At 67.9% G+C, this 10,218-nt stretch carries 15 protein-coding genes; 6 read left to right on the top strand and 9 right to left on the bottom strand.

Features of this window, described 5'->3' with window-relative positions; all coding sequences use genetic code 11:
• Window positions 1-106: 106 nt before the first annotated feature.
• The 4 genes from ACVOLJ_RS20595 to ACVOLJ_RS20580 all read right to left on the bottom strand — a co-directional run bounded on the left by ACVOLJ_RS20595 (window position 107) and on the right by ACVOLJ_RS20580 (window position 2,996).
• A complete protein-coding gene (locus ACVOLJ_RS20595; RefSeq protein ID WP_481564972.1) occupies window positions 107-1,441 on the bottom strand; it encodes a virulence factor family protein in 1,335 nt (444 codons plus the stop codon).
• Window positions 1,442-1,551: 110 nt separating this feature from the next.
• Entirely contained in the window at window positions 1,552-2,169 is a 618-nt protein-coding gene (locus ACVOLJ_RS20590) for a DUF998 domain-containing protein (protein ID WP_481564971.1), read from the bottom strand.
• Window positions 2,166-2,345 (bottom strand): oxidoreductase-like domain-containing protein, encoded by a 180-nt coding sequence (locus tag ACVOLJ_RS20585; protein ID WP_481564970.1) that lies wholly within the window; start codon window positions 2,343-2,345, stop codon window positions 2,166-2,168. The genes ACVOLJ_RS20590 and ACVOLJ_RS20585 overlap by 4 nt, the downstream gene beginning before the upstream one ends.
• Window positions 2,346-2,393: 48 nt before the next feature.
• Complete coding sequence (locus ACVOLJ_RS20580; RefSeq protein WP_481564969.1) at window positions 2,394-2,996, bottom strand: HD domain-containing protein; 603 nt, start codon at window positions 2,994-2,996, stop codon at window positions 2,394-2,396.
• A 228-nt stretch (window positions 2,997-3,224) separates the two neighbouring features.
• Here ACVOLJ_RS20580 and ACVOLJ_RS20575 point away from each other — a divergent pair, with 228 nt between their 5' ends.
• Entirely contained in the window at window positions 3,225-4,382 is a 1,158-nt protein-coding gene (locus ACVOLJ_RS20575; protein ID WP_475280456.1) for a tetratricopeptide repeat protein, read from the top strand.
• Window positions 4,383-4,389: 7 nt separating this feature from the next.
• Here the strand turns inward: ACVOLJ_RS20575 and ACVOLJ_RS20570 are convergent, their stop codons facing one another.
• Complete coding sequence (locus ACVOLJ_RS20570) at window positions 4,390-4,725, bottom strand: zinc ribbon domain-containing protein YjdM (RefSeq protein ID WP_481564968.1); 336 nt, start codon at window positions 4,723-4,725, stop codon at window positions 4,390-4,392.
• A 179-nt stretch (window positions 4,726-4,904) separates the two neighbouring features.
• Between ACVOLJ_RS20570 and ACVOLJ_RS20565 the strand changes: the two genes are divergently transcribed.
• From ACVOLJ_RS20565 to ACVOLJ_RS20555, 3 genes are all read left to right on the top strand, one after another.
• Window positions 4,905-6,266 carry an Hsp70 family protein gene (locus tag ACVOLJ_RS20565; protein ID WP_475280458.1) on the top strand — a complete coding sequence of 454 codons (1,362 nt, stop codon included), beginning with the start codon at window positions 4,905-4,907 and terminating at the stop codon, window positions 6,264-6,266.
• Between the two features lie 228 nt (window positions 6,267-6,494).
• Window positions 6,495-6,788, top strand: a complete 294-nt coding sequence (locus ACVOLJ_RS20560) for a YkgJ family cysteine cluster protein (protein ID WP_475280480.1) — start codon at window positions 6,495-6,497, stop codon at window positions 6,786-6,788.
• Window positions 6,789-6,799: 11 nt separating this feature from the next.
• Entirely contained in the window at window positions 6,800-6,982 is a 183-nt protein-coding gene (locus ACVOLJ_RS20555; RefSeq protein ID WP_079222716.1) for a hypothetical protein, read from the top strand.
• A gap of 49 nt (window positions 6,983-7,031) precedes the next feature.
• Here ACVOLJ_RS20555 and ACVOLJ_RS20550 read toward each other — a convergent pair whose 3' ends face one another.
• From ACVOLJ_RS20550 to ACVOLJ_RS20540, 3 genes are read right to left on the bottom strand one after another with little or no spacing between them, the layout of a single operon-like run.
• On the bottom strand, window positions 7,032-7,910 hold the full coding sequence (locus ACVOLJ_RS20550) for a DUF4097 family beta strand repeat-containing protein (protein ID WP_475280459.1): 879 nt from the start codon (window positions 7,908-7,910) through the stop codon (window positions 7,032-7,034).
• Window positions 7,911-7,921: 11 nt separating this feature from the next.
• Window positions 7,922-8,446 (bottom strand): hypothetical protein, encoded by a 525-nt coding sequence (locus tag ACVOLJ_RS20545; protein WP_475280460.1) that lies wholly within the window; start codon window positions 8,444-8,446, stop codon window positions 7,922-7,924.
• A complete protein-coding gene (locus tag ACVOLJ_RS20540) occupies window positions 8,443-9,021 on the bottom strand; it encodes an RNA polymerase sigma factor (RefSeq protein ID WP_475280461.1) in 579 nt (192 codons plus the stop codon). The genes ACVOLJ_RS20545 and ACVOLJ_RS20540 overlap by 4 nt, the downstream gene beginning before the upstream one ends.
• 127 nt (window positions 9,022-9,148) lie before the next feature.
• Between ACVOLJ_RS20540 and ACVOLJ_RS20535 the strand changes: the two genes are divergently transcribed.
• Window positions 9,149-9,328, top strand: coding sequence for a hypothetical protein (locus tag ACVOLJ_RS20535; RefSeq protein ID WP_481564966.1), 180 nt, complete (start codon window positions 9,149-9,151; stop codon window positions 9,326-9,328).
• Between the two features lie 35 nt (window positions 9,329-9,363).
• On the top strand, window positions 9,364-9,957 hold the full coding sequence (locus ACVOLJ_RS20530; protein ID WP_475280463.1) for a mechanosensitive ion channel family protein: 594 nt from the start codon (window positions 9,364-9,366) through the stop codon (window positions 9,955-9,957).
• A gap of 155 nt (window positions 9,958-10,112) precedes the next feature.
• Here ACVOLJ_RS20530 and ACVOLJ_RS20525 read toward each other — a convergent pair.
• Window positions 10,113-10,218: IS3 family transposase (locus ACVOLJ_RS20525; RefSeq protein WP_144435795.1), on the bottom strand; the 106-nt coding region annotated here is incomplete at its 5' end.

Below are 10,218 nucleotides of genomic sequence, written 5' to 3'. Positions count from 1 at the left end.
CGGGGAAGCGCGGGGCCCCCGCGGCGTAACGGCCCCGGCAGTCACCGCGGGGAAGTGCCCGGCCGTGTAGGTTCGCGCGGGGCCTGGCCGGGCGGATCGCTGCAGCTTACGCACCGCCCTTGAGAATCACCTCGGCCAGGCGATCGTAATCGCCGCCGAAATGATGGTCGCCGGGCAGCTTCACCTTCTGCACGCCATCGTTGCCGGGAAGATCCGGACACAGCGCGTCGTCGTCCTTGTCGCCGTACACGCACAGCGTCTTCGCCGCCGGCAGCTTCGCCACTTCCGGTGCGATCGGCAGGCCACCGCCACCGCCGCCCAGCCAGTTGCTGACATGGAATTCGAAGTCGGCCTTGCGGCCCACCGACAGCAGCACGATGCGCGCCAGTGCTGCGCGCGAGCCTGCGTCCAGCTGGTTGATGGTGGCCGGCAACACGTCGGCGCCCTGCGAGAAGCCGATCAACATCACCTTGTCGCGCTGCCATTGCTGGCGGTAGTGGCCGATGATCTTCTGCAGATCGGCGGCAAACCCCTGCGGCGTGCGTTCGCTCCAGAAGTAGCGCAGCGAATCGATGCCGACCACGGCCACGCCATGCTCGGCCAGCGCGCCGGCCACGTCCTTGTCCAGACCGGCCCAGCCGCCATCGCCGGAAACGAATACCGCCAGCGTGTCACCGCTGCCCTGCGCCGGCACTTCCACTACCGGCAGGCCCTTCAATGCATCCGGCGGCGGTGCCAGCGCAATGCCGGCCTGCGCGCCGATCACCCGTGCCGCAGCCACCAGTCCCGGTGTCGCATCGCCGGCCCCGGTGCGCTTGAACTCGCGCGCCATCGCCACCTGCTGTACGAACGGACCGGCACTGCCGGCCGCACAGCCTGCTGCACCGGCCGCGTTCAACCACGGAAAATTCAGTTCGCTGGGTTGCAGCCGGTCGCGCTTCACACCATCGCCGCAGACCATGCGCTCGCGTGCATCGGACGGGCAGAATCCGGTGGTCAACAGGCCGGCAAATACCTGGGTGTCGGCCTGTGCAGCCAGCGCATAGGCCAGTTCGGCACCTTCACCACTGCCCCCCACCAGCGGCAGGTGGTAGCCGGGCAGGTGCAGGAAGGCCTGCACCCAGCGCGAGAAATTCTCGACATCGCCCGCACCGAACGCACAGCTGCTGTTGCCCTCGCGCTTGAGCACCCCACGCAGGTGTGCAACGTCCACCGACGCGACCAGCGCACCATCGGCGCGCAGCGCTTCGATGGGCGTGCGCCCCGCATCGGCACCTGCGCCGTCATGGAACCAGATCACGACCCGTTGCGGCGCGCCAGCCGGCACGTGCACCGGTACCTGCTCGAAGCGTCCGTGGCTGACCTGCTGCACCGCCGCCGAAGCCGGCAACGCCGCCAGCGCCAACACCAGTCCCATCGCCCTGCACAGCCCTGCACGCATCGTTTCGGATCCCGTTGGAATGCGCACACGATACGCCGCCGCTGCGTGCACGGCACGTACCGGTGCAGGCGGTCGGTCACCTGCAACGCGGTCGATTCAGCCGCTGACGCTCAGCGCGGGGTGGCGGTGCGCCCGCGCCGGTACAGGCCCAGCGCCAGCCACAGCAGCCAGCCGACGATTACTGCGATCACCAGCTTCTGGCCCAGCCCACGCGGAGGACCGCCACGCCACAGCACGTGCAGCCACAGCAGTACGAAGGCCAGCCATGCCCAGCCCCACAGCAGCCCGGCGCTACGACGCCAACCCGGCTCGCGCAGCAGGTACCAGGCCTGCAGCAGCATGCCGACGCTGGCACACAGGAAAGCGGTATTGGCCGCCAGGCCATGGATCAGCGGGGCCAGCAATGGCGCCGCCTCGGGCAGCCAGCTGTCACCAATGGCGACGGTGGCCAGGCCGACGGCCGACACGCAGAACAACAACGGCGCCGCCGCGCTGCGGCGCGGTCCCACGCTGTGCCGGTACAGCGCGATGCCCAGCACGCCGATGGCCAGGGCCAGCAGGCAGTATGCGCTGCGCAGCGCCAACCCCCAGGGACCGTGCAGGTACAGGCTCAGCGTTGCCCTCACCCAATCCAGGTCGGCGCGCGCGAACTGCGTCCACAGCGCGGTGGCCACGAACAACAGCAGGGCGACCATCGCCAGCGTTGCTGCCGGCCGGGCACGCGTCACGGCGCGACGTCCGGGTGCCGCTGCTGCCATTCGGCCAGCGCCTTGCGGTAGCGCTGCAGCTCCTCGGCATACAGGTCGAGCACACACAACGGGCAGCCGCTGCCGCAGCACTCGTTGGGGCCGGGCTCTTCCGGCGGCACGGGACGGGGATCGGAAACGGGATCGGGAACGGTCACGGCAGGAACAGCACCACGCGGTTGCAGGCCGCTAGTGTAGCGGCGTGCTCAGCCACCCAGTTGCCGACGCAGGTTGTCGCGCGCGGCCGCGTCCAGGCGCTGGTGGAAGAACCCGCTGAGGAAGATCCGCGGCGCACGCAGCAGCCCCTGCAGGAAGCGGCGGCGGCCGGCCCGGTACAGGAAGCCCGGCACCACGCCCTTGTACTCCTCGGCCACGCCACGGTCATAGGCGGAAAACACCGCTTCCGGCGCTGCCAGGATCGCCATGTCGCAATCCAGGAACAACGCAGCCTCGGCATCGACATCGTCAGGGCCCAGTTCGCCATGGCGGGCGGTCAACAGGATCAACTGCTCGACCCGGGCCGCATCCACCGACGCCAGTTCCGGCCACTGCGCGATGGCCTGCACCGCCAGTGCCGCCGAGCGTGCCTCGTTGTCCTTGCGCCCGGCCTGGTAGATCGCATCGTGATACAGCGCCGCCAGATACACCTCGCCCGGCTGTTGCCAGCCAGGCCCTTCAGCCACCTGCTGGCAGTGCTGCAGCACGGCGCGCACGTGGCCGAAGTGGTGATAGGCACGCGGCGGCGTCGCGTAGGTGTCCTGCAAGGCCTGCAGATGCGCGGGATCAAGGGTCAGCGGGGCGAAGTCCATGCGCCGATGATCCCGCCCCCGGCGGCGGCGGGCAAGCTGGTTGTTTTTTCACCAACCGCTCACACCCTGCGCCCGGCAAGGCCCGCACCAGGTTGTCCACAGGTTTGCCGAGTGCTGGTCCACACCGGTTGTGGATGAACCCGGCACCGCTGCGGGGGAGATGCGGGACGCCACACGCAGGTCTACACTGGCTGCAGGCGGGAGCGCCCGCCGCCGCTGGGAACCGTCATGCGCCGTCTTGCCGCCCGATGCTTTCTGCTGTCGCTGGCCGCGCTCACCGCGCCAGTTGTATCTGCGCAGGACGCGCCGCTCCACGCACCTGGCATCGCCACCATCCCCACGGTGAAGGTGACCGCCGCCAGCGTGCCCACGCCGGAACAGGTCTTCGCCATTCCGCCGGCGATGCGCGAGATGCTGCAGAAGCAGGTGATCAGCCGCAGCTACTCGCGTGACCAGCGACTGCAGGCGCTGGTGGAGATGATCTTCAGCCAGCACGGCCTGGACCTGCAGTACGACGCCGATGCCACCTATACGGTGAGCGAGATCTGGCAGCACCACCGCGCCAACTGCCTTGCCTTCACCCTGCTGTTTGTCACCCTCGCCCGCGAAGCGGGCATCCAGGCACGGGTGCAGGAAGTCGGCCAGGTGGTGTCGTGGTACCAGGACCAGGACCAGGGCGTTGTCTACAACGTCGGCCACGTCAATGCTGGCGTGGATGTGGGCGGCCGTTACGGCACGGTCGATCTGGACCGCAACGTGCTGTATGACCGCCATGGCCCACAGCCGATCGGCCGCGAGCGCGCACTGGCGCACTACTACAACAATCGCGGTGCCGAGCGCCTGGCCGATGGCGACCTGACCGGCGCCCGCGCGTTCTTCGACGCGGCGCTGGCACAGGACCCGGCCTTTGCTTCGACATGGAACAATCTGGGGGTGCTCGAGAGCCGCCTGGGTGACGATGCCGGCGCCCGGCGCGCACTGGACACCGCGTTGCGCCTGGATGGACGGCAGAGCGCGGCCCTCAACAACGCCAGCGCGTTGTATCGCAGGCTTGGCATGACCGCGCAGGCGCAATCGATGCAGCGGCGGCTGCAGTCGGCACAGCGCGAGGATCCGTTCGCCCAGTACATGGAAGGCGCCCAGGCCGAACGCGCCGGCGATCTGGAAAAGGCGATCACCTATTACCGGCGGGCGGTCCGCCTGTACGACACCGCGCACCAGTTCCACTTCGGCCTGGCACGGGTGTATTTCCTCAGCGGTCGCCTGCAGCGTGCCGACCGCGAACTGCTGCGTGCACAGGAACTGGGAGGTTCGCTGCAGCAGGCCCGCTACCAGGCCAAGCTGGACAGCCTGGCACGCTGGCGGGCGCAGCAGGCCAAGCGCTGAATGGCGATCAGGCCTTCTTGAGGAAGCAGGTCTTCAGCACCAGCCCCTTGATCTTGTCCGAGTTGCCTTCGATGTGCTCGGCATCGTCTTCGACCAGGCGGATGTTGCGGATCACGGTGCCCTGCTTGAGCGGAATCGAGGACCCCTTGACCTTCAGATCCTTGATGACGGTCACGGTGTCGCCGGTCTGCAGGGTGTTGCCGTTGCTGTCACGCACGACCAGCGTCGCGCCGGCGCCTTCTTCGGCAGTCCACTCGAAACCGCAATCGGCGCAGATCCACAGCGCACCATCGGCATAGGTGTTTTCCAGGGTGCACTGCGGGCAGGCGGGAGCAGAAGACATCGCAAGTACCTCAAAATGAATCAACAGCTGCCATTGTAACCGCCCGGCTCTTTTTCCCATTTGCGCGGTGAACGCATGGGCCGGGTCCTGGCCCGGCCCGGTTCAGGCAGACACTGGAACTTGCAGTCGCCAGCGAACTCCAGCAGAGTGCGCGGCCCCTGATCGTCCCCGGACCCCCCATGCGCCTCGGCATCGACTTCGGTACCAGCAACTCCGCCGCCGCCATCGTGCGTGATGGGAAGCTGCTGCCGATCCGCTTCGGCGATGCCGAACAGTTCCGCACCAGCGTGTATTTCCCCGGCGTGGTGCCCGACCCGGATGATTTCCAGCTCGACGCCGGGCAGGAACACCAGCTGCAGCAGATGATCGACAGCGCTGCCCGTGCCGCGCGCGCCGCCGGCCAGGAACGCCCCCTGCAGGCGCTGCGCCGCGAAGCCCTGCGCGCGCTGCGCCGGGAATGGATGGAAGCCCGCGCCGGACAAGCACGCAGCGCCAGCGACCTGCTGCAGAACGCGGTCTATGGCGACGATGCGCTGGAAGCCTATTTCGAGGAACACGAAGGCAATCTCGTGCAGAGCCCGAAATCCATGCTCGGCTACAACCTGCACCCGCGCGCACGGCAGACCATCACCGGCATCGCCGCGCACATCCTCGAGCACATCCGCCTGACCGCCAGCGCCCAGCTCGGCCAGCCGCTGCGCAGCGCCCTACTCGGCCGCCCGGTGCAGTTCCGCAGCTCCATTGGTGAAGCCGGCAATGACCAGGCACTGGACATCCTGCGCGAAGCAGCCACCCAGGCCGGCTTCGACCATGTCGATTTCCTCGAGGAGCCGGCCGCTGCAGCCATGCATTACCACGCCGAGAGCAGCGAGCGGCACCAGGCAGTGATCGTCGACATCGGTGGTGGCACCACCGATATCGCCCACGCCGAAGTGGGCGGCAGCGCAGCGCCACGCATCCATCGCGCCTGGGGTATCGCCCGCGGCGGCACCGATATCGACCTGGCGCTGAGCCTGTCCGGCTACATGCCGCTGTTCGGCCGTGGCATCACCCGCGTCCCCACCCACCATTACGTGGAAGCGGCCACCGTGCAGGACATGACCCGCCAGCGCGAGTTCCGCCAGCACAACTACGACCATGTCGATGCTCCCTGGGGCGCCCGCCTGCAGGCGCTGCAGGACACCGGCAACACCGCCCGCCTGTACCGCGATGTCGAGCGCGCCAAGATCGCCCTCAGCGGCGCCGACGAGCACCGCAGCACGCTGGACTACATCGCACGTGACCTGCACGTGGACAGCAGTGCGGACGGTCTGGCCGCCGCCGCCCATGCCTATCTGCAGCAGATCCGCGAACTGCTGGCCCAGGTCCGCAGCGATATCGGTGGCGACCCGGACGCGGTGTTCCTGACCGGCGGCATGTCCCGTGCCGGCTACCTCCGCCAGGCAGCCGCCGAGGCCTTTCCGGGCGCCCGCATGGTGCATGGCGAGCCCTCGCTGGGCGTGGTCCAGGGCCTGGCGCTGGCGGCAGCCAGCCAGGATTAACAAAACGTTACGCGGAGTTTGCTACCCTCGATAGGCTTGATAGGGCCCTACCTTCCGCCGGCTAGCCCGGTGTGTGTACCCGGGTATGGCCTGGCCCGCCCAGCGGGCCTTGCGGCCATGCCTTCTGGCTCGTTCATGGTCCGCGTATTACCCGAGCCGCCATCGAGACCCGCTTTGGGCACCCGCCTGGCCCCCGTGGCCGCACAACCTGAAGAAACACCTGCACCCATCGACTGCCGCCGTTGTGATGCGGTCTGTTGCCGGTTGCCCGTGCTGCTGCAGGCCGGCGACGACGTGCCTGGCCAGTATACCTCGCGCGACAGGCACGGCCGTGCCGTGATGGCGCGCAATGACGAGGGCTGGTGCGCGGCGATCGATCCCTATCACCTGCGCTGCACGATCTATTCGCAGCGCCCGGCGATCTGCCGCCAGTTTTCGATGGGTGGCGACGACTGCCGCCGCGAGCGGCAGGATTACCTGCACCAGGCCGAAGCCTGGTCGCTTTCCTCCCCTTCCACCTGACAGGAGCAACCATGCCCCGCAAGGCAAAGACCCCCGCGAAGGCTACCAACAGCATCCGCAGCGAACGCAAGGGCGCGGCCGCCAGCACCACGGTCAGCAGCGATTCGATTGCGTCCGATCTGGCCGCATTCCGCAAGAGTGGTGGCAAGATTGAAGTTCTCGGTACCACCTGGGCGCTGAAGAAAGCCAGCTGACCCACCCCCGACTGCGGCGGCGCTGCCGCCGCGGCCTGCCGGACCGCGCTCAGCGGTCCAGACGCACCCGCACGCTGCCCGAGTGCGACTGCACCCGGATATCACCGTCGCCACTGCCCAACCTGGCATCCAGCCGGCTGCCCGGCCCGTGGCGTGGGCGCTCCACGGTGCCCGCATCGCTGTTGATCGAACCGCTGAAGCTGTTCACCGACAGCTGCGCTGAGACCGTGCGTGGCAGGCGCAGGCTGACCGAGGCACTGACCGATTCGACGTTGATGCGGCCCCCCGGCGCCAGCGTTGCCGCCGACAGATCGATACCGCCGGAGACCGTTTCCACGGTCAGGCGGTGGATGCGGCCCGCATCGACGCCGACCTGCCCCGATACCGTCTGCGCCCCGATCTCGCCGGAAACCCCGCCACCGGCCTCGATCCGTCCACTCACCGTGTTCACATCCAGCCGTTGCGTCTGCAGGCGTGCGCTGACGTTGCCACTGACGGTGTTGAGCACGCTGTCGCCGCTGCGGCCGGCGGCAGTGAGCGAACCGCTGACCGTGTCGGCCTGCAGGCGCCGCACATCAATGCCACTGATGTCCTGGTCGGCACTGACCGTGCTCAACAGCAGTTCCACCGAACGCGGCACGTTGAGGGTCAACGTGGCATCACCGCTGTGGCTGCGTCGTGGATACTCCACTTCCCAGCGCACCCGGTTGGCGCTTTTTTCCTGGCGCAGCTGCAGGCCGTCGCTGAGCGTGCCGGTGAGCTGCACATCGTTGCGGTCCCAGCCGCGCACGGTCACCTTGCCGGCGATGTTGCTCAGCTCAATGCGCCCCCCTGCCGCAACGTTGTGACGTTCATCGACACGGGTATCGGCCAGGGCCAGCGCAGGCACCAGCAGCAACCCGGCGCAGAGGGGAAGAAGGGTTCGCATGGGGGGTCTCCTCAGGTTGTCAGACCGGCAGCGGCCTGCGCCGCCTGCCGGGTCAGTTCGAGCCGCAGCGCATAGGTGCGCTTGAGCTGTCCAAGCAGGTGCGGCGCGCGCGGGTCCTGTGCCATCGCGGCACGGATCTGCTCGGCGCTGCGATCCAGTTCATGCAGGGCCGGCTGCCATTCCGGCGCGGTGCCATCCGGCAGCGACGCCACGGCCTGCTGGTACTGTTCGGTCATCGCTGCGGCCTGCAGCTGCAGGCCACTGGGCGCAGGCGGCGCATCGGACGCATGCCGCCACGGCGTCACCGTGTAGATGGCAAGGCTGGCCGCCAACGCAGCACCCACCGGCAGCCACCAGCGGTGCCGGCGCTGCAGCGGCATCGCCACCACGTTGCCAGCGGGCGCAGGCGACGTGCCCGCCTCGCGCGGTGGCAACTGCGCTGCAAGCCGTGCCCAGCCATCGGACGGCGCGCTGCGTTCGTTGGGCAGCGCGCGCAGGCGCGCCAGCAGGTCGTGATCGGGGTCGTGCGTACTCATGTCATGTCTCCCAGGCGCGCGCGCAGCAGGCCACGCGCGCGATGCAGCTGTGCTTTGGAACTGCCGACCGCCATCTTCAGCTGGTCGGCGATTTCATGGTGTTTCCAGCCTTCAATATCGTGCAGCACCAGGACTGCACGGGCGCGTGGGGGCAGTGTTGCCAACGCACGCTCCAGATCGCGTTCGGTGCCGGCGCAGCGGTCATGGATGGCCAGCGCCTGCACACCTTCCTCCACGTCGTCCAGGCTGTCGTGGTCATGCCCGGCAGCACGTCCGCGCAGTTCCATCAGCGCCGCGTTGACACCCAACCGGTGCAGCCAGGTGGACAGGCTGCTTTCGAAACGGAAGCCGGGCAGTGCTTTCCACGCCTGCAGGAAGGCCTCCTGCAGCGCATCTTCGGCGCGGGCCTGCTGGCCACCACACAGACGCCACAGCACAGCGAACATCCGCGGCGCGTGCCTGCGATACAGCAGTTCATAGGCTGCGGTATCACCATTGGCCGCCGCACGCACCAGGGTCGGTTCGTCGACAGCATCGGTGGCAGCAGGTGGCGGTGGCATGGTGGTGTCGAGCATATCCGTTGGATGCACGCTGCCGGAAAAAGGTTTAGAGCGCCCTGCCCGGTTTCCCGTTGCAACCTTTTTGCGGCCTGCTGCATCCATTGCAGGTCCCCCGCAGGCCTGCACCGGCCAGGAGCCCCCCATGTCCAGTCCCACCTGCGCTGCGCTGCTGGCAATCGCAGCCTGCGCCCTGCTGCAGGCGTTCGGCGTCTCCCTGCACTGGCGCGCCGAGAGCGGTCGCGCCTGCCTGCAGCAGCACCGCCAGGTCGTTGTCTGCCTGGCCTGGGTCGCACCGGTCGAAACGCCGACACGCGCCGGGTAACATCAAGCCCCGTTCCCGTCACACGTTGTCGCCCCATGATGTTGTCGCTGAAAGATCACCTGCCGGCCTGGACCCACCCGTGGCTGCATGACATCGGGGTCGCGTTGCAGATCCTGATCACCCTGCTGGCCGCGTGGCTGCTGCGGGTGCTGGCCCGCCGCCTGATCCGCCGCTTCGCCGACCACTACACGCTGCCGCCGGAAATGGTGATGGGCGCGCGCCGCATCACCAGCTTCGTGGTCTATTTCAGCGCGGTGCTGTACATCCTCAGCCTGCTCGGCGCGTCGCCCTCGATGCTGTGGACGGCTTTCACCGGCTTTGCCGCAGTGGGTGCGGTGGCCTTCTTCGCTGCGTGGAGCGTGCTCTCCAACATCTTCTGCACACTGCTGATCTTCACCACGCGGCCGTTCCGCCTGCATGACTACATCGAAGTACTGGAAAACGGCGAAAAGCCGGGCCTGAAGGGCCGGGTGATCGACGTCAACCTGATCTACACCACGCTGCAGGAAACCGGCGACGGCCACCAGGGCACGGTGCTGCAGCTGCCCAACAACCTGTTTTTCCAACGCACGGTGCGTCGCTGGCGCGACCCGTCGCAGGCACCCGGCGGCATCCAGGGCGACGGCTGAGGGTTGGTTTTTCTTTGCAGGGCTGCGCCCTGCACCTGCCGAAGCAGCAGCAACAGCAACAGCAGGCTATCCGTGAGTTGGCGGGGCGGGTCCGGTTGAGGGGGACGCCGTAAACCCGTCCATGAAGTGACCCCCTAAAGTTGGACAGTTGGGGATCAGGCGGCCAGCGCGACCTGTTCCCGGTACTTTACCGGGCTCAGGCCCTTTAGTTTCAGTCGGATACGGTCTTCGTTGTAGTACCGGATGTACTCCGTCAGTCCG

This window comes from Stenotrophomonas sp. STEN046 (genome assembly GCF_056759755.1).
The sequence above is the reverse complement of the archived record's forward strand: the minus strand, read 5'-3'. Positions and strand labels throughout refer to the sequence as shown.

Excerpts from the sequence above, each read along its gene's own strand:
- ACVOLJ_RS20540 (WP_475280461.1), bottom strand. The coding sequence starts at position 9,021 with ATGCTCGACACCACCATGCCACCGCCACCTGCTGCCACCGATGCTGTC.
- ACVOLJ_RS20575 (WP_475280456.1), top strand. The coding sequence starts at position 3,225 with ATGCGCCGTCTTGCCGCCCGATGCTTTCTGCTGTCGCTGGCCGCGCTC.
- ACVOLJ_RS20570 (WP_481564968.1), bottom strand. The coding sequence starts at position 4,725 with ATGTCTTCTGCTCCCGCCTGCCCGCAGTGCACCCTGGAAAACACCTAT.
- ACVOLJ_RS20565 (WP_475280458.1), top strand. The coding sequence starts at position 4,905 with ATGCGCCTCGGCATCGACTTCGGTACCAGCAACTCCGCCGCCGCCATC.
- ACVOLJ_RS20535 (WP_481564966.1), top strand. The coding sequence starts at position 9,149 with ATGTCCAGTCCCACCTGCGCTGCGCTGCTGGCAATCGCAGCCTGCGCC.
- ACVOLJ_RS20545 (WP_475280460.1), bottom strand. The coding sequence starts at position 8,446 with ATGAGTACGCACGACCCCGATCACGACCTGCTGGCGCGCCTGCGCGCG.
- ACVOLJ_RS20595 (WP_481564972.1), bottom strand. The coding sequence starts at position 1,441 with ATGCGTGCAGGGCTGTGCAGGGCGATGGGACTGGTGTTGGCGCTGGCG.
- ACVOLJ_RS20530 (WP_475280463.1), top strand. The coding sequence starts at position 9,364 with ATGATGTTGTCGCTGAAAGATCACCTGCCGGCCTGGACCCACCCGTGG.
- ACVOLJ_RS20550 (WP_475280459.1), bottom strand. The coding sequence starts at position 7,910 with ATGCGAACCCTTCTTCCCCTCTGCGCCGGGTTGCTGCTGGTGCCTGCG.
- ACVOLJ_RS20580 (WP_481564969.1), bottom strand. The coding sequence starts at position 2,996 with ATGGACTTCGCCCCGCTGACCCTTGATCCCGCGCATCTGCAGGCCTTG.
- ACVOLJ_RS20555 (WP_079222716.1), top strand. The coding sequence starts at position 6,800 with ATGCCCCGCAAGGCAAAGACCCCCGCGAAGGCTACCAACAGCATCCGC.